The organism is Candidatus Arsenophonus triatominarum, assembly GCF_001640365.1.
GTDB lineage: Bacteria > Pseudomonadota > Gammaproteobacteria > Enterobacterales > Enterobacteriaceae > Arsenophonus > Arsenophonus triatominarum.
Genome location: NZ_LWMI01000002.1, coordinates 1 through 23,197 on the forward strand (window position 1 = coordinate 1; position 23,197 = coordinate 23,197).

Below are 23,197 nucleotides of genomic sequence, written 5' to 3' on the forward strand. Positions count from 1 at the left end.
TTTCACAGGGCTTACTTTCGATATTATTGGAGGTGCGGACGGGGTTCGAACCTACGACCCCCGCGTGACAGGCCGGTATTCTAACCAACTGAACTACCGCACCACCTGGTTTATTTCACTAACGGTCTTTCCCATTAGCATTAAATTAAAGTCTGGCAGCTCCCTACTCTCACATGGGGAGACCCCACACTACCATCGGCGCTACGGCATTTCACTTCTGAGTTCGACATGGGGTCAGGTGGGACCACCGCGCTATTGCCGCCAGACAAATTCTTTTTATTTATCCCGTCTCATTTCGCTGCCTTTCAGCCTGCTCACCTACCTCAGTACGCGACCAAGTCTCTGCCATCAGCAAAATTCGACCAGATTCAATCTCTGAACAAGCTAAAATTCTCTCTCTCAAAAACACCTTCGGTGTTGTTAGGTTAAGCCTCTCGGGTCATTAGTACTGGTTAGCTCAACGTATCGCTACGCTTACACACCCAGCCTATCTACGTCCTCGTCTCGAACACCCCTTATAGGACATTACTGTCAGGGAAGACTCATCTTGAGGCAAGTTTCCCGCTTAGATGCTTTCAGCGGTTATCTCTTCCACACTTAGCTACCAGGCGATGCCATTGGCATGACAACCTGTACACCAGTGGTGCGTCCACTCCGGTCCTCTCGTACTAGGAGCAGCCCCCCTCAATCTTCCTTCGCCCACGACAGATAGGGACCGAACTGTCTCACGACGTTCTAAACCCAGCTCGCGTACCACTTTAAATGGCGAACAGCCATACCCTTGGGACCTACTTCAGCCCCAGGATGTGATGAGCCGACATCGAGGTGCCAAACACCGCCGTCGATATGAACTCTTGGGCGGTATCAGCCTGTTATCCCCGGAGTACCTTTTATCCGTTGAGCGATGGCCCTTCCATTCAGAACCACCGGATCACTAAGACCTACTTTCGTACCTGCTCGCGCTGTCACGCTCGCAGTCAAGCTGGCTTATGCCTTTGCACTAACCTCACGATGTCCGACCGTGATTAGCAACCTTCGTGCTCCTCCGTTACGCTTTGGGAGGAGACCGCCCCAGTCAAACTACCCACCAGACACTGTCCTCAGCCCGGGTTACGGGCCTAAGTTAGAACATCAAACATTAAAGGGTGGTATTTCAACGTCGGCTCCATGCAGACTGGCGTCCACACTTCAAAGCCTCCCACCTATCCTACACATCAAGGCTCAATGTTCAGTGTCAAGCTATAGTAAAGGTTCACGGGGTCTTTTCGTCTTGCCGCGGGTACACTGCATCTTCACAGCGAGTTCAATTTCACTGAGTCTCGGGTGGAGACAGCCTGGCCATCATTACGCCATTCGTGCAGGTCGGAACTTACCCGACAAGGAATTTCGCTACCTTAGGACCGTTATAGTTACGGCCGCCGTTTACTGGGGCTTCGATCAAGAGCTTCGCCTTACGGCTTACCCCATCAATTAACCTTCCAGCACCGGGCAGGCGTCACACCGTATACGTCCACTTTCGTGTTTGCACAGTGCTGTGTTTTTAATAAACAGTTGCAGCAGCTGGTATCTTCGACTGGCTTCCGCTCCGGATGCAAGACCTTCACCTAATGCCAGCGTGCCTTCTCCCGAAGTTACGGCACCATTTTGCCTAGTTCCTTCACCCGAGTTCTCTCAAGCGCCTGAGTATTCTCTACTAACCACCTGTGTCGGTTTGGGGTACGATTAATGATTACCTATCGCTTAGAGGCTTTTCCTGGAAGCTGGGCATCAACTACTTCACCACCTTAGTGGCTCGTCATCACGTCTCAGTGTTGTAGCAGTGCGGATTTGCCTGCACTACCCACCTACTCGCTTAAACCGGGACAACCGTCGCCCGGATAGCCTAGCCTTCTCCGTCCCCCTTACGCAGTAACCCTTAGTACGGGAATATTAACCCGTTTCCCATCGACTACGCTTTTCAGCCTCGCCTTAGGGGGTCGACTTACCCTGCCCCGATTAACGTTGGACAGGAACCCTTGGTCTTTCGGCGAGCGGGTTTTTCACCCGCTTTATCGTTACTTATGTCAGCATTCGCACTTCTGATACCTCCAGCAGACCTCTCAGTCCACCTTCTACAGCTTACAGAACGCTCCCCTACCCAACAACACCTAAGTGTCGCTGCCGCAGCTTCGGTGCATGGTTTAGCCCCGTTACATCTTCCGCGCAGGCCGACTCGACCAGTGAGCTATTACGCTTTCTTTAAATGATGGCTGCTTCTAAGCCAACATCCTGGCTGTCTAAGCCTTCCCACTTCGTTTCCCACTTAACCATGACTTTGGGACCTTAGCTGGCGGTCTGGGTTGTTTCCCTCTTCACGACGGACGTTAGCACCCGCCGTGTGTCTCCCGTGATAACATTCTTCGGTATTCGTAGTTTGCATCGGGTTGGTAAGTCGGGATGACCCCTAGCCGAAACAGTGCTCTACCCCCGAAGATGAATTCACGAGGCGCTACCTAAATAGCTTTCGGGGAGAACCAGCTATCTCCCGGTTTGATTGGCCTTTCACCCCAGCCACAAGTCATCCGCTAATTTTTCAACATTAGTCGGTTCGGTCCTCCAGTTAGTGTTACCCAACCTTCAACCTGCCATGGCTAGATCACCGGGTTTCGGTCTATACCCTGCAACTTAACGCCCAGTTAAGACTCGGTTTCCTACGGCTCCCTATGCGGTTAACCTTGCTACAGAATATAAGTCGCTGACCCATTATACAAAAGGTACGCAGTCACACCCTTTCGGATGCTCCTACTGCTTGTACGTACACGGTTTCAGGTTCTATTTCACTCCCCTCACCGGGGTTCTTTTCGCCTTTCCCTCACGGTACTGGTTCACTATCGGTCAGTCAGGAGTATTTAGCCTTGGAGGATGGTCCCCCATATTCAGACAGGATAACACGTGTCCCGCCCTACTCTTCGAGCTCACAACACTTACCGCTTCAGATACGGGGCTATCACCCTTTATTGCGGGCCTTTCCAGACCCTTCTCCTGCGGTAAATTTTGATGTTGACTCTGGGCTGCTCCCGTTCGCATCGCCGCTACTGGGGAATCTCGGTTGATTTCTTTTCCTCGGGGTACTGAGATGTTTCAGTTCCCCCCGGTTCGCCTCATTTGACTATGGATTCATCAAACGATAGTGCATCAATGCACTGGGTTTCCCATTCGGACATCGCCGGCTAGTACGCTTCATATCAGCTTACCGACGCTTTTCGCAGATTAGCACGTCCTTCATCGCCTCTGACTGCCTAGGCATCCACCGTGTACGCTTAATTCGCTTAACTCACAACCCGAAGGTGTCTTACGCTGCCTTTTTGCTAGGTTATGGGCACCTCTCCACCCATTCTTTATTGGGCAGTGCTCGCTGTGCGCTGGCCGTCTCGAATGGCTGACTGCTCGCTCATAACGCTTTCATCATGACAACAAAAACCCAACTGATTGGAGTTTTGAGAGTTCTCCACACTATTTTTCAATAATGTGTGTTTCAATTTTCAGCTTGTTCCAGATTGTTAAAGAGCATTATTATTCGCAGCATACTGTTGCCAGCCTGCTCTGAATAACTTTTTATCTATATTTTATCTTGCAATATGGTGGAGCTAAGCGGGATCGAACCGCTGACCTCCTGCGTGCAAAGCAGGCGCTCTCCCAGCTGAGCTATAGCCCCATTAAGATTGTCGTATCATTACACCTTCCTGCTAACCTTACCTTTCAGCCACATCCATCAGCAATGTTGGTAGGCCTGAGTGGACTTGAACCACCGACCTCACCCTTATCAGGGGTGCGCTCTAACCACCTGAGCTACAAGCCTAATGATACCTTCTGCTCAATCTTCATCAGACAATCTGTGTGAACACTCACATTCCATCTATATCTAGGTAAGGAGGTGATCCAACCGCAGGTTCCCCTACGGTTACCTTGTTACGACTTCACCCCAGTCATGAATCACAAAGTGGTAAGCGCCATCCAAAAGGTTAAGCTACCTACTTCTTTTGCAACCCACTCCCATGGTGTGACGGGCGGTGTGTACAAGGCCCGGGAACGTATTCACCGCGACATGCTGATCCGCGATTACTAGCGATTCCGACTTCATGGAGTCGAGTTGCAGACTCCAATCCGGACTTTGACGTACTTTCTGAGTTCCGCTTCCCCTCGCAGGCTCGCCTCTCTCTGTATACGCCATTGTAGCACGTGTGTAGCCCTACTCGTAAGGGCCATGATGACTTGACGTCATCCCCACCTTCCTCCGGTTTATCACCGGCAGTCTCCTTTGAGTTCCGACCGAATCGCTGGCAACAAAGGATAAGGGTTGCGCTCGTTGCGGGACTTAACCCAACATTTCACAACACGAGCTGACGACAGCCATGCAGCACCTGTCTCAGCGCTCCCGAAGGCACACCTCTATCTCTAAAGGCTTCGCTGGATGTCAAGAGTAGGTAAGGTTCTTCGCGTTGCATCGAATTAAACCACATGCTCCACCGCTTGTGCGGGCCCCCGTCAATTCATTTGAGTTTTAACCTTGCGGCCGTACTCCCCAGGCGGTCGATTTAACGCGTTAGCTCCGGAGGCCACAGTTCTAGACCACAACCTCCAAATCGACATCGTTTACAGCGTGGACTACCAGGGTATCTAATCCTGTTTGCTCCCCACGCTTTCGCACATGAGCGTCAGTCTTTGTCCAGGGAGCCGCCTTCGCCACCGGTATTCCTCCACATCTCTACGCATTTCACCGCTACACATGGAATTCTACCCCCCTCTACAAGACTCTAGCTAACCAGTCTTGAATGCCATTCCCAGGTTAAGCCCGGGGATTTCACATCCAACTTAATTAACCGCCTGCGTGCCCTTTACGCCCAGTAATTTCGATTAACGCTCGCACCCTCCGTATTACCGCGGCTGCTGGCACGGAGTTAGCCGGTGCTTCTTCTGTCGCTAACGTCAATTGCTAAGGCTATTAACCTTAACACCTTCCTCACGACTGAAAGTACTTTACAACCCGAAGGCCTTCTTCATACACGCGGCATGGCTGCATCAGGCTTGCGCCCATTGTGCAATATTCCCCACTGCTGCCTCCCGTAGGAGTCTGGGCCGTGTCTCAGTCCCAGTGTGGCTGATCATCCTCTCAGACCAGCTAGAGATCGTCGCCTAGGTGAGCCTTTACCCCACCTACTAGCTAATCTCATATGGGTTCATCCGAAGGTGTGAGGCCATAATGGTCCCCCACTTTGCTCCTTAGAGATTATGCGGTATTAGCCACCGTTTCCAGTGGTTATCCCCCGCCTTCGGCCAGATCCCCATACCTTACTCACCCGTCCGCCGCTCGCCGGCAAGGAAGCAAGCTTCCTTCCGCTGCCGCTCGACTTGCATGTGTTAGGCCTGCCGCCAGCGTTCAATCTGAGCCATGATCAAACTCTTCAATTAAAAGCTTGATGCTCAAAGAATGCTTTACTGACCGTAACGCGCTTTTGTTCAACTCGCTTTGCCGATGTTTTACCACCTTCGCCGTTGCCTACCAAAATAACGTTACTGCATATTAGTTCATATATGAATTAACTGTTTTGTCACTCTTCAAGACTTTAAAATCAAATATTTTTTGATGATGTCTTGCGAGTGCCCACACAGATTGTCTGATTAATTGTTAAAGAGCGTGCGACCTGGGCCGCGAGGTGGCGTATATTACGCTTTTCACTTGTAAAGTCAAGTAGTTATTTCTACTTTTCTTTATCCTGCGTCAAGAAAATTCAATTGATTCGTTCTATACTGACTCAGTGGGGGCGAATTATAGGTAGTTTTACGCAGCTGGCAAGCAATAATTTGTAAAATTTAGTCGTTTGCTCTTTTTTTCGACAAAAATATCTTATTTTATGTTTTAGTGAGCTATAAATCTAAATTTTAAATTTATTCATTAGAATTATTTAGAAACAATTGCCTCGCGCAAAGTTATAGTAAGTAATGTTTCATTAGATATCTGTTAGTGCTATAATTTTCTAAAATGAATAAAAGATAATCTATTTTAAAATCTGATTTATTTCGGTTTACCTTATTTTTTAGGTTATTGAATGTTAAAAACAATACAAAATATGTTTGGCTTACCAGTCATAGCAGCCATTGCCTTTTTTCTGCAAAACCTAGATGCAACTATTTTAAATATTGCATTGCCTGAAATAGCTAAAAGTCTTAATCATTCTCCTTTAGCCATGCAATCTGCTGTCATAAGTTATACATTAACTGTTGCTCTGCTTATACCTGTTAGTGGATGGTTAGCTGATCGTTTTGGTACAAGAAAAATTTTTATATTTGCAGTTAGTCTATTTTCTTTAGGCTCTTTCTTATCTGCAATGTCATTATCTTTGGCTTTTTTAGTTTTTTCTCGCATCATTCAAGGAATAGGCGGTGCAATGATGATGCCTGTTGCACGTCTTGCATTATTGAGAGCTTACCCACGCAGTGAATTACTACCTATTTTAAATTTTGTCACTATTCCCGGATTAGTTGGACCTATATTAGGCCCTTTACTTGGTGGTTTTTTAGTAACTTATACCAGTTGGCATTGGATATTTATTATTAATATCCCTATAGGTTTACTCGGTATTTTATATGCACTAAAACATATGCCTGATTTTAAAATGCCTAAACAAGCCTTTGATACTATAGGATTTATCCTCTTTGGTGCTGCAATTGTAATGTTGACGGTGAGTTTAGATTTTTTTAATAACAAAAATTTAACCAATTATGCACCATTAATTATGATTTTAGGCGGCATTTTTTTACTCTTTATTTATGTATTACACGCAAGAAAAATCGCTTATTCAATTATTCCATTAAGTTTATTTAGCACAAAAACCTTTTCTATCGGTATAGCCGGTAATGTTATAACCCGTCTAGGCACAGGCTGTATTCCGTTTTTAATGCCGTTGATGTTGCAAGTAGGATTTGGACAACCAGCGGTTACAGCTGGTTTAATGATGGCTCCAATGGCTATAGGCTCAATATTGGCAAAATCTGTTGTAACAAAAATATTAACTCAATATGGCTATAAAAAAACACTTTTTACCATAACATTTATTATTGGTTTAATTATTACTCAATTTTCATTGCAATCACCTAATATGCCAATTTATGTTTTGATAATTCCTTTATTTTTACTGGGAGCGACAATGTCGACCCAATTCACCGCTATTAATACAATTACTCTAGCGGATTTGACAGAAAACAACGCCAGTTCTGGTAATAGTATGTTAGCTGTAACCCAACAACTTGCTATCAGTTTTGGTATTGCGAGTAGCGCTGCAATTTTACACTTTTATGAATCGCTACCTTATGGTGATCATATTGATAATTTCCATTATACATTTATTACTATAGGCATAATTACCCTGTCATCTTCACTTATTTTCCTTCTGCTGCAACAAGAAGATGGCCAAATTTTAATTAATAAAAAAGATCCCTAACAGTAAAAATTTCATGTAAATAGGACAAACCTAAAATAAATTATATTTATTTTCTTTGTTGAATTAACTAAAATTCAATAAATTAATTTGCAATAATTCTTTTTTATACAGGAGAAGAGTATATGCAATTAGCTCAAAATGGTCGCCTATGGCGACGACTTGTCATTGCTTGTTAGTACTGGTATAACCCGATACCTCTTGTCTCAATCTTTTGGTCCCTTTTATGTCACCGCGTTTTAGTCATGTTTTTCAATTTGGTCAACGCTGACTCAATTGGCTTAATCGCCAACCTTCTGATAGTGTCCGCACTGTTGTGATGGAAACCATGGTAAAGATTATGGCTTGCGGCACTTCGCTTATGGGGTGGTCAATTTGGCGCTGTCCTGACCCTCAATGTAATTCTGAGAACGGGTTAAATTTACCTGCAAAAGTCGAAGCTGCCCGCATTGTGGCGTCAAAGCTTGCCTACAATGGATTAACAATACGCTAGCTTGGTTACCCGAAGTTCCTTGGCAGCATATCACTTTTACCATGCCTTGTGAATATTGGCCTATTATTCGCGCCAACCGTTGGCTTCTCGGTGAAATGAATCGATTAGCCGCTGATGTGATATTAACCATCTACCGTGACCTCAATATCACTCCGGGCGTTTTCACTGCCATCCATACCTGGGGACGAGACCAAAAATGGCATCCGCATATTCATTTTTCAACCACAGCCGGCGGGGTGACTAAAAAGAATACCTGGCGGGATATCAGCTTTTATCGCGAAAACATTATGACAATGTGGCGATAACGGATAACGGCATTATTGAGAAAACATTATTACACGCTCACCATTCCCGATGAGCTTAAAGCTGAAGGAAGAAGTAAAGCATAATAGAATCAATTACTTAACACTCACTACAAGCGCGGGTAGAATATTACACGAGTTTCGCACCAATAAAAAAACGCTCTATTTTTAAGTTTAATTCAGCATAATATATAAATAGACAAAATCTTATAAATTAAAAGCAACTTATTGTAATTTAAACAAATTTATACGTTTTAGTAACTTGCAAATTAACCATTGCTTTTAAGCCATTTCTGGAATTTTATATGCCTGTGCGAAACTCATGTATTAATCTTTCTGATATTCTTTCCAATATTACCCATGTCACCCTTTATCTCGGATTTTATCTAAAGAAACCCCCCTGTCTCGCGCAGTCGCTTAAAACATTATTCCGGCGAAGATAACATCACGTTACGCTATAAGAGCCACCGCACGAAAAAACAGGAAGACCTGGTCATGACATCCAATGAATTTATTACCCGGTTTGCGTCTCATGTGCCAGAAAAATGGTTTCACATGATCTGCTATTACGGCTTTTTAAGTCCATCAGCACGGATGCGAAAAATGTTAACGGAGATTGTTTATCCTTTAGCCCAGCAAGATAAAAAACCCGCTAAAAAAGTTACCTGGCGGAACATGTATCAACACGTCTTTAAAGTCGATCCACTTGCTTGTCTCTTATGTGGGAAAAAATTACTTTTCGCAGGAATGAATTTTGGATTGAATCGTAAAGAACTTATGGCACGTCACCATGATCTGGCTTGTTTGCGGTGGCGATAAAAACTCACGACAGGGTAGATCTATCCTTTTGTTCAAAATTGATTAATAATTAATCGTTTTTTAACCATCTGTTCCGTTCCTTATAGCTAGGCGACTTAATTTTGATTACAGCATATGTATTAAAAACAGGTCATCGATAGTGCATCCTGTTTCCATCTTTTTACGTTTAGCTTGAGACCATTTATGTTCTATAGGATTTAAATCTGGTGAATACACAGGCAAATATTCTATCTGGTGTCCTGCGTTTATAATTGCCTGTTCAATATTCTTACCTTTGTGAAAGCTAGCGTTGTCCATAAAAATAACAGAATTTTCAGGAAGTTCTGGGAGCAATATTTTTGTGATCCAAACATAAAAAACATCACGGTTAATATTGCAATCAAATAATCCGATAGCAAAAAGGGTTGTTCCCAATAAAGCGCCAATAACATTTGTTCTTCCCTTAGCACCCCAGTTTTTCAGGCCAAAACAACGGTGACCTTTTGGGGAATAGCCGTGAGTTCGTGGAGTGTCATGTGAAAAACCACTTTCATCAATAAAAACAACAGATTTATCTTTTTTTTCATACTGTTGTCTTTTTTGCTGATGTGCCAGCCTGTCGCTTTCGTTGGTTTTTGGATGGAATAGAGTTTTTTTTATAGGTTAATCCCAGCTTTTTAAGGGATTGCCAAATAGTCTTTTTACAAACACCGAATCGCTCTGCCCGTTCCTTTTGGTAAGCATCTGGATACTGTTCCACATCTTTTGCTAAAGCATTTTTATCGAGCTTCCTCTTACGTGGCGTTGAATTTTTTGGCTCTGGTCGTTTAAGCCAACGTACTAAAGACGCTTTTCCAATACGGAATTGTTTCGCAGTTTCTCGAATTGTTAAACCTTCGGCTTTCCTTACAGATATTACTTTACGTCGAAAATCAATTGTATAACTCATAACACACCTTGTAATCAAAATTAAGTCGCCTAGCTATATCTCAACCTTCCACGAGTTTCGCACAGGCATATAAAATTCCAGAAATGGCTTAAAAGTAATGGTTAATTTGCAAGTTACTAAAACGTATAAATTTGTTTAAATTACAATAAGTTGCTTTTAATTTATAAGATTTTGTCTATTTATATATTATGCTGAATTAAACTTAAAAATAGAGCGTTTTTTTATTGGTGCGAAACTACTCGTGCCTTCAACATAATTTTGGCAAAATTTAGAAGAAAATAATAAAGGATTTCATCATGGCGCAGGTTAATGAGTAACCATTTCGGGTATAAATTTCTTATACATCAATGAAAAATGTGTTGCGGTCGAATTCCTATGGCAACTTTATACGAGGGAAAACAACTTTAAGCCTGTTGCTCAATAGCAAAATTAATTATGACTTACAAAAAAACCAGCCGCTGATGATAAAATAATCAATTTTTGCATTAAAAATAACCTATGTAAGATTAAAAAAATAAACTATTTTTGTATTTTTTAGATGTATCTAACTTGTTTTTATTTTAAGCAACTTTATTTCACTATTGAGCAACATGCTTTTTGGCGAGAAAAAGATTTAAATCAAATTTAACCTGACAGATACTGTATAAATAACCGGTAACTGTCAGATCTACTATATTCTAAATATTTTCGATTATATCTGGCACTTTGATACCAGGCAAGTCGATTATTACGCTATTGGAACAAATTACAACATATCCGCAATAACTGCATGGCTTTCCGGCAACCATACACTACATTGAACTTGGCCAATATGCTTTTTCTGAAGTAATAACATCACTAAACGAGATTGTCCAATCCCACCACCTATTGTTTGTGGCATTTGATCTTTTACCAATGCTTGATGCCATTCAAAAGACATTCTATCTTCATCACCGGTGATTGCTAATTGGTTTGTAAGCGCTTCTGTATCAACACGGATACCCATAGAAGAAATTTCAAATGCATCCTGCAATATAGGGTTCCAAACAATAATATCACCATTTAAACCGGCATAACCCTCACTGTTAGGTGTTGTCCAATCATCATAATCAGGAGCACGTACATCGTGAGCAAGGCCATGCGATAGTTTTCCTCCAATACCAATAAGAAAAACTGCACCTAATTCTTTAGCTATTTCACGTTCTCTTCCTTTAGCATCAAGATCAGGGTAGCGTTGTAATAATTCTTCACTATGAACAAAATGAATTTGCTCAGGCAAAAATGGTGCTAAACCAAATTCTGTACTAACCGCTTTTTCTGTTTCTTTTACTGCTTGATAAATTTTAATGACCGTCTGTTTTAAATAATCAAGAGAGCGCTCATCCTTAAGCATTACTTTTTCCCAATCCCACTGATCTACAAATACAGAATGAATAGGTGTCATACGATCTTCATCAGGACGCAATGCTTTCATATGGGTATAAAGCCCTTGTCCGGGTTTAAAATCAAAACGACCTAACGTTTTACGTTTCCATTTAGCCAATGAATGTACAACTTCAAAAACAGAATCTGGCATCGACTTTACTTTGACTTGTACTGCTTTTTCATGACCTGACAGGTTATCTTGAATCCCATCACCGAGACGACTTAAGATAGGTGCTTGAACTTCAATTAAAGCTAACTCTTTTTCTAATAAACTCGAAAAATAAGATTTAACAAAACTAATTTGTTGTTGTTTTTCGATGAATGACTTTTCCATTTTTATTTACCCCATAATCTGTAGCATTATTTGCTTTGTTATATAGATTAAGCAATAAAATGGGTCATGAATTCAATATAGTTAATAAAAAAAAGTCATTATGATTTATAATATTCAAAATAAAGCCTTTAAAAATAAATAATCGTTAAAAATGGTGTTTTAAAATGGTTGAAAATTATCAAATCGATAATCTGGATCGTGACATACTTAATGAACTACTGAGAAATGCACGGATCCCCTACGCTGAAATAGCTAAAAAATTTTCCGTAAGTCCTGGTACGATACATGTCCGAGTCGAAAAAATGAAACAAGTTGGGATTATTGTAGGAACACGTGTAGATATTAATGTGAAGCAACTAGGTTTTGATGTCTGTTGCTTTATTGGCATTATTTTAAAAAGCGCGAAAGACTACCATACTGCGCTGAAAAAACTTGATAAATTAGACGAGGTAGTCGAAGTCTACTACACAACTGGACAATATAGTATATTTACCAAGGTAATGTGCCGATCCATTGATGCGTTACAAGACGTACTTATTAATAAGATACAGACAATTAATGAGATCCAATCTACTGAAACCTTGATCTCTTTACAAAATCCAATAATGCGTACTATCAATCCATAAAAAATAGAATAACCATATTATCCACAGGTAGATCCCAACTTATTCATAGCATACAATAGGCATTGTTTTAAATAATGGGGTTCATAATGACAAAAGTAACATTGATTACAGGTAGCACTATGGGCAGCGCTGAATATGTTGCTGAGTATATCGCTGAAATATTGGAGAAATATGGCTTTGACACTGAAGTTACATACGGTCCATCGTTAAAAGAGCTACCAACAAAAGGTATTTGGTTAATTGTATGCTCTACCCATGGAGCAGGTGATTTGCCTGAAAATATACAACCTCTAGCAAAAGAGATCAGCGAAAAAAAACCTGATCTTAGCCAGATTAATTATGGTGCAATTGGGATAGGTAGCAAAAAATATGATACTTTTTGTGGTGCAATCCATAAATTAGATCAACTGCTAAAGGATCATAATGCAAAACGTGTTGGAGAAACATTGGAGATTGATATTTTAGAACATGAAGTGCCAGAAGATCTTGCAGAAATTTGGATCGAAAAGTGGAAAGATAAAATTATCGATTTGGATAAATAAAAGCCAAATAAATGTGAATAACTTTGCGAAAAAGCAGGGAATAACCCATAGTTATCCATAGAATAAGCTTGAATGCCAGACTTGGTTGTGGATAACTAGCTATGTTAATCCCAGCTTATACGGAGTACGATCACTTATCATTCACAGCTAAAGATCATAAACAAAATAATGATCTTCTTATGAAATTTACATTTATCCACAGAAGATCGCAATCTTAATAAAAGATCTAATAAATAGATCTTAAATAAAAAGATCTTATTTATACTAGGCAAGGATCATATAACTTGATGGTTAGGAAATTGAGTTTCACTCAAGGTGAGGAGTAAAAGCCATCCATTATTGCTAAAAGGAGAAAAAATCGGTTTATTGGAACTGTTGCAGGTCGAATTTTCATCAGATACACGAGTTTCGCACAGGCTATAAAATTCCAAAAATGGCTTAAAAGCAATGGTTAATTTGCAAGTTACTAAAACGTATAAATTTCTTTAAATTACAATAAGTTGCTTTTAATTTATAAGATTTTGTCTATTCATATATTATGCTGAATTAAACTTAAAAATAGAGCGTTTTTTTATTGGTGCGAAACTCGTGATTTAGCGTTATATCGTTAGAGCAATTTGGCGGAGAAGCTGATCATGTTCACTTATTACTAGATATGCATCCTAATATCATGCCAAGTCGTTTTGTGAATAACCTAAAAACGGTCACTAGTAGATTGTTACGAAAAGAATATTCTGAACATATCAATCGTTTTTATTGGAAACCCGTACTTTGGACTTGAGCTTACTGCCTGATTACAGCAGGTGGGGCACCACTTGAAGTACTCAAATCATATATTGAAAAACAAGAAAGGCCAGAAAAATGACAGCTCTTCGAGCTGTTTGCTATCCATCTCCCACCTAATGCTAAAAACTCGTTTCACTCGCAATTAACATTCAGGAAGGAGAATTCCGCAAGTTTAGTTAAACAATAAATTAGCTAACATATATATTATTTTCATTCTTCCCTTATCACCATGAAATAAGAACAGATCGCTTTGTGATCAATGACACATATAAAGAATAAATAATTCCTTAATATCTCCCCAAAATGAATATAGGAAACATTCAATGACATTAGATCTTAATAAAATGGTAACAGAAAGCCGTAACCCAGCTAGTAACAATATAGATACATTATCAACCTTAGAAATGTTGAAAATCATTAACCAGGAAGATAAAAAAGTTCCGATTGCTGTTGAGCAGACACTAACTGAAATTGCGCTTGTTATTGACAAAGTTGCCTATGCTTTTCAACATAATGGTAGATTGTTTTACAGTGGTGCTGGCACTTCAGGCCGTTTAGGCATTTTAGATGCAAGTGAGTGTCCACCAACATATGGCAGCCCTCGTGACATGGTAATCGGCCTAATTGCTGGTGGACACCAAGCAATTATTCAAGCGCTAGAAAACGCTGAGGATAATCCGCAGTTTGGGGCTGATGATCTTAAAGCTTTTAATTTCAATCAAAAGGATGTTTTAGTTGGTATTGCCGCAAGTGGCCGCACACCTTATGTAGTGGGCGCGATGAACTATGCTAAAACGACAGGCGCAACCGTTGCCTGCATTAGTTGTAATCCCAACAGTGAAATGGTCAATATAGCAGATATCGCAATAATACCGATTGTCGGTCCTGAAGTAATCACTGGCTCCTCACGAATGAAAGCCGGCACAGCACAAAAATTAGTCCTAAATATGATCACTACAGGTGCTATGATACGGATTGGAAAAGTATACGGTAACCTGATGGTAGATGTAGAAGCAATCAATGCTAAACTTATTGAGCGTCAAAAACATATTGTCATGGCTGCGACAGAGTGTGATCGAACAACAGCAGAACAAGCCCTTATTGCATGTAATAACCATTGTAAAACCGCTATCGTTATGATCCTTACCGGCTTTAATGCCCAACAAGCTAAACAAACACTAGCTGACAATAATGGTTTTATTCGAGCTGCCTTAAAACAGCAAACTGACTATCAATAATCGTTTTACAGGAAAAATACCATGGCAAAAATAACTAATGAAATGCTAAGTCAGATACTGGTGGCTATTGGAGGCGCTAAAAATATTATTCAGCACGGCAACTGTATGACACGTTTACGCATAACGTTGCATGACATACAATTGGTTGACAAAAATCGCCTCAAACAAATTCCCTGTGTGTTAGGAATTATTGACAGTGATAAACAACTACAAATTGTATTAGGTCCAGGTAATGCTCAAACTGCTAGCGACATGATGAAACAATTATTAGTAGACAGCTCTGAGACAGAAACAACACTACCCACTAATAATGATTTGCAAGAAATTGCCGCCGACAACAAAAAACAATTAAAAACTAAACAAACCAGTAGCATTCATAAATTTTTATCCACTTTTGCCACTATCTTTACCCCGCTCATACCGGGTTTTATTGCCGTTGGTTTATTACTTGGCTTTGCAACATTAGTCAAACAAATATACTATCCAGCCGGTCTGCCAAGTGAGGCAACACAACAGACTTTTCTTGTTCATTTAATACTTTATATGTCTGTCTTTAGCAAAGGCCTTTATGCTTTTCTAGGGATCTTGATTGGTTACAATACGCAAAAAGTTTTTGGCGGTTCAGGGATTAATGGTGCCATTATTGCGTCACTTTTTATTCTGGGCTACGATCCGCACGCCACAACAGGCTTCTTCTCCAATATGAGTACCTTTTTCAATTACCCCATTGATCCTCAAGGTAATATTATTAGTATTCTACTTGCTTGTATTTGTGGTGCCTGGATTGAACGACAAATCAGAAAAATTATTCCCGCCAATTTAGATATGATACTGACTTCCGCAATCACATTGCTGATTGTTGGCGCCATTACTTACACGATTATTATGCCAATTGGTAGCTATTTATTTATTGGTATGTCTTGGCTATTTATTCACTTAAATGACAATCCATTTGGTACCGCTATATTAGCTGGTCTATTTTTGATCGCTGTTGTTTTTGGTGTACATCAAGGTTTTATTCCGGTTTATTTCGCTTTAATGGAGACACAAGGGTTTAATCCTCTTTTCCCGATCCTGGCTATGGCAGGTGGTGGTCAAATTGGTGCAACATTAGCGCTCTATATCAAAGCAGCCAAGAATTCTGGTTTACGTAATCAGATACAGGGGGCAATTATCCCTGGTTTATTAGGTATTGCTGAACCTTTAATCTATGGGGTAACTTTGCCACGCATTAAACCTTTTATAACCGCTTGTCTTGGCGGAGCCGCTGGTGGTTTTTTTATCGGATTAGTTGCCTGGTTGGGTCAACCAATTGGCCTCAACTCGGTTTTCGGCCCATCCGGATTAATTGCTATTCCACTGATGACATCTACAACCGGGATTTTTAGCGGTATACTTATCTATATTGTTGGCTTACTGATTTCCTATTTATTCGGTTTTATTTTTACCTATTTGTTCGCTAGTAAAAATGTCGATTTAAGTTAATGCAACCAAATAAAAGGGATACAAGCGAGTGTAAAAATACTCATTGTAATATTAAAAATAAACCAAGCATTACGCCCATGAAGCAGGATGCCGATTAAAGAACCAAAGCCAACCCAGACAAAACCACCGATTAAATTGACAATCAACATAACAAAACTTATGATCAAAATCGAGTTAGCGTAGTTATCAGCAATACTATAACTACTAACCGCACCTAACCCCATCATCCATGCTTTGGGATTCAGGAATTGTAATAAACTCACTTGATACCATTTAATTGATTTAGCAACTTTGGACTCTGTATTAAGTTGCATATGGTGGGATGTAGCGAGTTTCCAAGCAAGCCATAATAAATATAAACTCCCAACGATTTTCATTATAATTTGTAGCACCGGCGAAAGCAGTAAAAGAACAGCAAGGCCACCAGCAGAAATAAATAGAATACTCTGGATACCTAATATTACGCCGAACATTAAAGGTATTGAACGCCGCAAACCATACTGAGCACCTGATGACGTAAATAATAAATTATTTGGCCCAGGAGTAATCGCCACAATGAATAAAAAAGTAAATAACGCAAAAATCAGCCCATAACTCATTTAAGATCCTTTGATTAACTACTATTAATCTTTTTTTCATATTAAAAATAACAATATACTATCAGAATATATGTAGAATTAATTATTTAGATTTACAATTATGAGTAAAAATTTTCAACCAATAAATTGGGCTAAAAATCCTCATTTACAAACACTACTACCGCGTATTGTGAGGAAAAAGCCGCAAATCAAACCGTTATGGCAACGCCTCGAATTACCTGATGGCGATTTTATTGATCTCGCTTGGAGTGAAGATCCTCAATCTGCGAAGCATAAACCTCGACTGGTCATTTTTCATGGCTTAGAAGGCAGTTTTAGAAGCCCATATGCTCATGGCATGTTAGAAGCGACTAAAAGACGAGGATGGCTTGGTATAATTATGCATTTTCGTGGCTGTAGTGGAGAACCGAATCGACAAAAACGCATTTATCATTCCGGTGAAATTACCGATGCCCGCTACTTCCTTAAATGGCAGAAAACGATTTACGGTCAAGTACCAATTGCCGCGGTTGGCTACTCACTTGGTGGTAATATGTTAGCTTGCTATTTAGCAGAAACCGGACAATATGCTGATGTTAATGCAGCAGTCATTGTTTCCGCCCCTTTTATGTTAGAACCTTGTTCAATTCGTTTAGAAAAAGGGATTTCACAATTCTATGAACGTTATTTACTAAACGGCCTTAAACGTAATGCAACACGCAAACTCATTCGCTACCCTGGTTCATTACCGCTTAATTTGCTACAACTAAAAAAGCTAAAACGGCTACGTGATTTTGATAATGTCATCACGGCAAAAATACACGGTTTTAAAGATGCAGCGGATTATTATCATCAATGTAGTGCTCTGCCTCGGTTACCGAATATCCGTGTGCCAACACTAATTATTCATGCAAAAGATGATCCTTTTATGACGCCTGAAGTTGTACCGGATATCAACCAATTACCCGCTAATATTGAGTATCAAATGACAGAGCATGGTGGTCACGTTGGGTTTGTTAGTGGCACATTAAAACAGCCTAAAATGTGGCTTGAGCAACGCATACCTGATTGGTTAACCCCACATCTGGAGCCGTAATTTATGATCATTCCATGGCAACAGCTAGCAGCAGATACTTTAAATAATTTGATTGAAAGCTTTGTGTTACGGGAAGGAACGGATTATGGTAAAGATGAGAAAACGCTGGAAGAAAAAGTTGAGGATATTAAGCAACAATTACGATTAGGAAGTGTTGTGCTTGTCTGGTCTGAATTACATGAAACGATAAATATTTTGCCAAAAACACAATTACATTTTTAAATAACTGTATACATCGCTATATAAAAAGAAATTTTACGTTATTGTAATTAATGTGTTAAAACGTTGTGTTATCTGAATGCGTAATGGAAGCCACTTATTATGTCAGCTAATCATCCGATCATTGCAGTAACAAGTTCCAGTGGTGCAGGCACCACCACCAGCCTTGCATTTCAAAAAATCTTTACCCAGTTAAAGCTTTCGGCAGCAACCATTGAAGGTGATAGCTTTCATCGTTATACTAGCCCTGAAATGGATGTTGCTATTCGTAAAGCTAAAGAACAGAGTCGTCATATTAGTTATTTTGGACCTGAATCCAATGATTTTGGTCTGCTTGAACAAAGTTTAATGAGTATGGCGAAAAGGGACAGGAAAACGCCGGCGCTATTTGCACACCTACGATGAAGCCGTCCCTTACAATCTTCAGCCTGGGACTTTTACACCATGGGAAGCATTACCTAAAAATACCAATATACTATTTTATGAAGGGTTACATGGTGGGGTTGTAACATCAAAATATAATGTGGCTAAACATGTAGATTTGTTAGTCGGTGTTGTGCCTATTGTTAATCTTGAATGGATCCAGAAACTGATTCGTGATACATCAGAACGGGGGTCATTCAAGAGAAGCTGTGATGGATTCAATTATCCACTCAATGGGAGATTACATTAAATATATCACCCCACAATTTTCTCGCACCCATATCAACTCTCAACATGTTCCAACCGTTGATACCTCTAACCCTTTTGCCGCTAAAGCAATTCCTTCACCAGATGAAAGTTTTATAGTGATCCGATTTAATGGTCTGATCCAGATCGATTTTCCCTATCTTTCATCCATGCTACACAATTCATTTATTTCTTCAATGAACACATTGGTTATTCCAGGTGGAAAACTAGGTTTAGCATTGGAGTTAATTATGACCCCATTAGTAAAAAAGCTTGTCACTAATAAAAAAATTATCCATAAAATAAGCTAACAACACAGCATTATATTTTTACTTATATCAATTTTTTATTCTTATAACCATATTAAAGTTCAAACTATGCATAAAATTATCTTTTCCGTATATCATAATAATCGCGGTAATCTTTTCTAGTTAATTATTTAATAAGGTAATTATATTATAATGTTAATATTTATTTTTGCTATAATTTGATAGCTTATGAAATAATATATTATTATTTCGGTTTAATTTTCAAATGTAATATTTACTTTGTCATACTTACTTAATAAACACAATAAAACTAATCAGCTTATTGCTAAAATATAGATTATTTGGTCTATACAACATGACTGAATCGAGACAGTAGAGACAGGATGCTTTTATTATGCTACAAAGCAAAAGCACTTTTATATGTATGGTTAAGATCAATACCAAAAATTCCGAATCAATATACCCTATAGTTAATATTAACTTTTCCAAACTAAACAAGTTAGTATGCTATGTTAAAATTTTATAAGATAAGCCAGCCTTATGAAGATTGGTATTTTCATATTTAGGCTGCAATAACATTAGAGGATTAAGCGAATGGTTTTCGGCAAACCACACACAGACCCGACTCTCGAATGGTTTTTGTCACACTGCCGTATTCACAAATATCCATCCAAAAGCACTCTTATTCATCAGGGCGAAAAAGCAGAAACACTTTATTATATTGTAAAAGGTTCTGTTGCTGTTTTGATTAAAGATGAAGAAGGAAAAGAGATGATCCTTTCCTATCTGAATCAGGGGGACTTTATTGGTGAACTTGGATTATTTGAGGAAGGGCAAGAGCGAACAGCTTGGGTTAGAGCTAAAAGCGCCTGTGAAGTCGCTGAAATCTCTTATAAAAAATTTCGCCAATTAATACAGGTAAATCCAGATATCTTGATGCGATTATCAGCACAAATGGCTAAACGCTTACAAACAACTTCTGAAAAAGTCGGTAATCTAGCTTTTTTGGATGTTACAGGCCGTATTGCGCAAACATTATTAAATTTAGCAAAACAACCTGACGCGATGACGCATCCAGATGGGATGCAAATTAAAATAACTCGCCAAGAGATAGGTCAAATAGTAGGATGCTCACGCGAAACAGTGGGACGTATCCTAAAAATGCTAGAAGATCAAAATCTGATTTCTGCTCACGGTAAAACCATTGTCGTTTACGGTACACGTTAATATTCTATAAACCAGTACCTACTTTTATGTAGTGTATTGGTTTTATAAACTTATTTATTGTTATTAATATACAATTCAATTATGAATATATAATTACAATAGTAATAAAAAATCGAATAGCTGAATAATGATACAACTTTAATATGATATTTGAAATTAAAAATAACCGAACTATCTATCATAAAATTTACTAGATAGTCAGAGTATAATAATCAAACCTTATTAAGTTTATTTTCCAAAAACGATTTTAATACTACCGCATTATTATGATCTTCATCTTTGCTAGAAAAAAGAAGTATCAAACAGTCCGATTATTACTTTAAGCAATAAATGTTGCTAACTATCAGGATTATTTTCTAATTCTTCAAAATAAAGTCGCTTAAATTGAGTAAAATTTGCTGGATATTTATGAAACCATTTTCTTAAATCATTTGATGGAGCAACATTTTTATTCCATTCATCATAGCGAAGATCTTGCTTTTTAATACCTCTTGGCCATATCCTATCAACCAATACCCGATAGCCATTATTGCCGGTTTTATCCGCATAAATACGTTTACAAATTATCATCTTTGTACCATTTTTTGATAATAAAAAATTTAACAAAAATTTCTTTTATTATGTTTAATAGTAGTCCTTTATCGATGATAAATACAAAAAACATATTTAAATAGATAACTTTCTATATACTGCTTTTCCCCTATTGAGATTTACATTTGAAGCAAAATAAAACCTATTTTTCCAACGTTGATAGTTATACTAATCATTGAAATAAATAGCCAGACATGATCTAATTTGTAATAAATTAATACATTAGAAAATTATTTAATAACTCATGTCCTTGCTCACTCAAGATGCTTTCTGGATGAAATTGGACACCCTCAATAGGTAGTGTTTTATGCCGAATACCCATAATTTCATCAATATTTCCATCATGTAGCGTCCAGGCAGTAACTTCAAAAGTAGCGGGTAAAGTTCCGGCATCAATCACCAAAGAATGGTAACGAGTAACCTGTAATGGACGATTTAATCCTTTAAAAATACCTTGCTGGTTATGATGAATTGCAGATACCTTGCCATGCATTACTTCTCTCGCTTTGACAATTGAAGCACCAAAAGCCTGACCAATCGCCTGGTGACCAAGGCAAATCCCCAAAATTGGGAGCTTACCGGCAAAATATGAAATTGTATTTAGTGAAACACCCGCCTCATTAGGTGTACATGGACCCGGTGAAATAACTAAATGTGTCGGCGCTAATGTTTCTATCTCCGAGATAGTTATTGCATCATTACGTTTAACTACAACATTAACTCCTAACTCACACAGATATTGATAAAGGTTATAGGTAAACGAATCATAGTTATCAATTATCAAAAGCATAACTAGCTATCCAAATGATTTTTATAGTAATAATTCCTTAATTATGAACTTTGTTATTAAGGCAAACTGTACTGATTATTATACCATAACAATAACGTGGGCTATCATACCATAACCGTAGAAAAAAATGGCTTACAAAAATCAATCAAAATGTTTCATTTTAATAAATAAACACAATAATTATAAATGAGAATAATGATAAAGGATTATTATAAACTTCGTTATAATATTGACCATAAGGTTTTAAATTATTTGATGTCATTTCGATAAATTTCACCAAAATATTTAGTTGCTTTATCAAATTTATTATCAATAAGATAATTATCATAACCTGAGTTCGGGATAAGAAATAAAGTGAAAGTCTTGCTATTCAAATAGTTGAATGTGCATATTTCGTTAAAATACTCTAACATAACAATCTGGTTAAAGAGTAGAGCATTGTTAAACAATGATGGAAAATCTTACTGAACTTTATTGCCTGATAGATGATTTTTGTAAAGACTTCGAGCCAAAAATGCATGAAATTTTGCTGAATAACGGTAGTAAGCGTCGTAGACGGTCTACTCAGCTTTCATTGGCTGAAATGATGACACTGGTTGTTTTGTTTCATCAACTCCGATTCAGCCAATTCAAGGTATTTTATCTCTATTATGTCCGTTTATATCTCAGGAAGGAATTTCCTAACTTGCCATCATATTCACGCTGCGTAGAGTTACTTCCGCGCAGTGCCTTAGCTTTAACGGCACTGTTTGAGTCAATTAAGGGAAAGTGCACGGGTCTGTCGGTTGCCGATTCTACTCCGATAGCTGTGTATGATAACTTACGGATCCGCCGGCATAAAGTCTTCGATGGGATAGCTGAACGAGGAAAAACCTCAACAGGTTGGTTCTTTGGTTTCAAACTTCATGTAATTATCAATCAATTGGGGGAAATACTCAGTTTTCGACTTACACCAGGAAACACAGATGATCGGAAACCATTGCCTGAGCTGATAAAAGATCTTTCTAGTTGTTTGTATGCGGATAAAGGGTATTTATCGGCTTCACTGAAACAGCAACTGAAAACAATGGGAATTAACCTTATAACGAATATCAAGAAGAAAATGAAGCCTGTTGAACAGACTTATTTCGACAAAGCCATCTTGCGTCATCGTTCTGTCATTGAAACGGTATTTGATGAGTTAAAAAATCTTTGTCAGATAGCGCATACGCGGCACCGCTCTCCTGCTAACTTTGTAGTGAATTTATTAGCAGGGCTGGTTGCATATTGTTTAATTCCATCTAAACCAAAGATACCGGTGGCAGGAACATATCTTCAAGCATAATT

16 protein-coding genes, 3 tRNA genes, 3 rRNA genes and 3 pseudogenes are annotated in these 23,197 nt (G+C 39.0%); 13 read left to right on the forward strand and 12 right to left on the reverse strand.

Going from position 1 to position 23,197, the window contains the following annotated elements; translation table 11 throughout:
- Positions 1 to 27: 27 nt before the first annotated feature.
- The 6 genes from AYJ55_RS00420 to AYJ55_RS00445 all read right to left on the reverse strand — a co-directional run bounded on the left by AYJ55_RS00420 (position 28) and on the right by AYJ55_RS00445 (position 5,448).
- Positions 28 to 103: transfer RNA gene (locus AYJ55_RS00420), tRNA-Asp, on the reverse strand.
- A gap of 47 nt (positions 104 to 150) precedes the next feature.
- Positions 151 to 266: ribosomal RNA gene (rrf, locus tag AYJ55_RS00425) — 5S ribosomal RNA — on the reverse strand.
- Positions 267 to 421: 155 nt separating this feature from the next.
- Positions 422 to 3,314, reverse strand: a 23S ribosomal RNA gene (locus AYJ55_RS00430).
- A gap of 304 nt (positions 3,315 to 3,618) precedes the next feature.
- Positions 3,619 to 3,694, reverse strand: a tRNA-Ala gene (locus tag AYJ55_RS00435).
- A gap of 67 nt (positions 3,695 to 3,761) precedes the next feature.
- A tRNA-Ile gene (locus tag AYJ55_RS00440) sits at positions 3,762 to 3,838 on the reverse strand.
- 68 nt (positions 3,839 to 3,906) lie between these two features.
- A 16S ribosomal RNA gene (locus AYJ55_RS00445) occupies positions 3,907 to 5,448 on the reverse strand.
- The 16S, 23S and 5S rRNA genes sit together here with 3 tRNA genes alongside, the layout of an rRNA operon.
- A gap of 638 nt (positions 5,449 to 6,086) precedes the next feature.
- Here AYJ55_RS00445 and AYJ55_RS00450 point away from each other — a divergent pair.
- The 3 genes and pseudogenes from AYJ55_RS00450 to AYJ55_RS24360 form a co-directional block, all read left to right on the forward strand.
- The gene (locus AYJ55_RS00450; protein ID WP_063653495.1) at positions 6,087 to 7,478 is read left to right on the forward strand and encodes a DHA2 family efflux MFS transporter permease subunit; all 1,392 of its coding nucleotides are present in this window, start codon (positions 6,087 to 6,089) and stop codon (positions 7,476 to 7,478) included.
- A 223-nt stretch (positions 7,479 to 7,701) separates the two neighbouring features.
- Positions 7,702 to 8,351 (forward strand): annotated as a pseudogene (locus tag AYJ55_RS35295) (IS91 family transposase); the annotation flags it as partial.
- Positions 8,352 to 8,675: 324 nt separating this feature from the next.
- Positions 8,676 to 9,089 (forward strand): annotated as a pseudogene (locus AYJ55_RS24360) (transposase); the annotation flags it as partial.
- A gap of 105 nt (positions 9,090 to 9,194) precedes the next feature.
- On the opposite strand, the gene AYJ55_RS00465 reads toward AYJ55_RS24360, so the two are convergent.
- From AYJ55_RS00465 to asnA, 3 genes are all read right to left on the reverse strand, one after another.
- Positions 9,195 to 9,728: an IS630 family transposase gene (locus AYJ55_RS00465; protein WP_162505291.1), complete on the reverse strand. Its 534-nt coding sequence runs from the start codon at positions 9,726 to 9,728 to the stop codon at positions 9,195 to 9,197.
- Entirely contained in the window at positions 9,652 to 10,017 is a 366-nt protein-coding gene (locus AYJ55_RS00470) for an IS630 transposase-related protein (protein ID WP_063653415.1), read from the reverse strand. The genes AYJ55_RS00465 and AYJ55_RS00470 overlap by 77 nt, the downstream gene beginning before the upstream one ends.
- A gap of 745 nt (positions 10,018 to 10,762) precedes the next feature.
- Positions 10,763 to 11,755, reverse strand: a complete 993-nt coding sequence (gene asnA / locus AYJ55_RS00475) for an aspartate--ammonia ligase (protein ID WP_063653501.1) — start codon at positions 11,753 to 11,755, stop codon at positions 10,763 to 10,765.
- A gap of 164 nt (positions 11,756 to 11,919) precedes the next feature.
- Here asnA and asnC point away from each other — a divergent pair, with 164 nt between their 5' ends.
- From asnC to murP, 5 genes are all read left to right on the forward strand, one after another.
- Positions 11,920 to 12,381, forward strand: coding sequence for a transcriptional regulator AsnC (gene asnC, locus AYJ55_RS00480; RefSeq protein WP_063653503.1), 462 nt, complete (start codon positions 11,920 to 11,922; stop codon positions 12,379 to 12,381).
- A gap of 86 nt (positions 12,382 to 12,467) precedes the next feature.
- Positions 12,468 to 12,923, forward strand: a complete 456-nt coding sequence (gene mioC, locus AYJ55_RS00485; protein ID WP_063653505.1) for an FMN-binding protein MioC — start codon at positions 12,468 to 12,470, stop codon at positions 12,921 to 12,923.
- Positions 12,924 to 13,524: 601 nt separating this feature from the next.
- Positions 13,525 to 13,704, forward strand: coding sequence for a transposase (locus tag AYJ55_RS35300; RefSeq protein WP_222703375.1), 180 nt, complete (start codon positions 13,525 to 13,527; stop codon positions 13,702 to 13,704).
- A gap of 328 nt (positions 13,705 to 14,032) precedes the next feature.
- A complete protein-coding gene (gene murQ, locus AYJ55_RS00490; RefSeq protein ID WP_063653508.1) occupies positions 14,033 to 14,947 on the forward strand; it encodes an N-acetylmuramic acid 6-phosphate etherase in 915 nt (304 codons plus the stop codon).
- A gap of 21 nt (positions 14,948 to 14,968) precedes the next feature.
- A complete protein-coding gene (gene murP, locus AYJ55_RS00495; protein WP_063653511.1) occupies positions 14,969 to 16,432 on the forward strand; it encodes a PTS N-acetylmuramic acid transporter subunit IIBC in 1,464 nt (487 codons plus the stop codon).
- On the opposite strand, the gene AYJ55_RS00500 is transcribed toward murP, so the two are convergent.
- Positions 16,429 to 17,031 (reverse strand): LysE family translocator, encoded by a 603-nt coding sequence (locus AYJ55_RS00500; RefSeq protein ID WP_063653513.1) that lies wholly within the window; start codon positions 17,029 to 17,031, stop codon positions 16,429 to 16,431. The genes murP and AYJ55_RS00500 overlap by 4 nt on opposite strands.
- A 100-nt stretch (positions 17,032 to 17,131) precedes the next feature.
- On the opposite strand from AYJ55_RS00500, the gene AYJ55_RS00505 reads away from it, so the two are divergent.
- From AYJ55_RS00505 to crp, 4 genes and pseudogenes are all read left to right on the forward strand, one after another.
- Positions 17,132 to 18,106 carry a hydrolase gene (locus tag AYJ55_RS00505; protein WP_063653515.1) on the forward strand — a complete coding sequence of 325 codons (975 nt, stop codon included), beginning with the start codon at positions 17,132 to 17,134 and terminating at the stop codon, positions 18,104 to 18,106.
- 3 nt (positions 18,107 to 18,109) lie between these two features.
- Positions 18,110 to 18,328: a YheU family protein gene (locus AYJ55_RS00510; protein ID WP_063653517.1), complete on the forward strand. Its 219-nt coding sequence runs from the start codon at positions 18,110 to 18,112 to the stop codon at positions 18,326 to 18,328.
- Between the two features lie 99 nt (positions 18,329 to 18,427).
- Positions 18,428 to 19,305, forward strand: a pseudogene (locus tag AYJ55_RS00515) (phosphoribulokinase).
- A 552-nt stretch (positions 19,306 to 19,857) separates the two neighbouring features.
- Complete coding sequence (gene crp, locus AYJ55_RS00520) at positions 19,858 to 20,490, forward strand: cAMP-activated global transcriptional regulator CRP (protein WP_063653519.1); 633 nt, start codon at positions 19,858 to 19,860, stop codon at positions 20,488 to 20,490.
- A 336-nt stretch (positions 20,491 to 20,826) separates the two neighbouring features.
- Here the strand turns inward: crp and AYJ55_RS00525 are convergent, their stop codons facing one another.
- Both AYJ55_RS00525 and AYJ55_RS00530 read right to left on the reverse strand, forming a co-directional pair.
- Complete coding sequence (locus AYJ55_RS00525) at positions 20,827 to 21,096, reverse strand: DUF488 domain-containing protein (RefSeq protein WP_342668131.1); 270 nt, start codon at positions 21,094 to 21,096, stop codon at positions 20,827 to 20,829.
- A gap of 199 nt (positions 21,097 to 21,295) precedes the next feature.
- Positions 21,296 to 21,871 (reverse strand): aminodeoxychorismate synthase component II, encoded by a 576-nt coding sequence (locus AYJ55_RS00530; protein ID WP_063653521.1) that lies wholly within the window; start codon positions 21,869 to 21,871, stop codon positions 21,296 to 21,298.
- A 451-nt stretch (positions 21,872 to 22,322) separates the two neighbouring features.
- Between AYJ55_RS00530 and AYJ55_RS00535 the strand changes: the two genes are divergently transcribed.
- Entirely contained in the window at positions 22,323 to 23,195 is an 873-nt protein-coding gene (locus AYJ55_RS00535) for an IS982 family transposase (protein ID WP_063653541.1), read from the forward strand.
- Positions 23,196 to 23,197 lie beyond the last annotated feature (2 nt).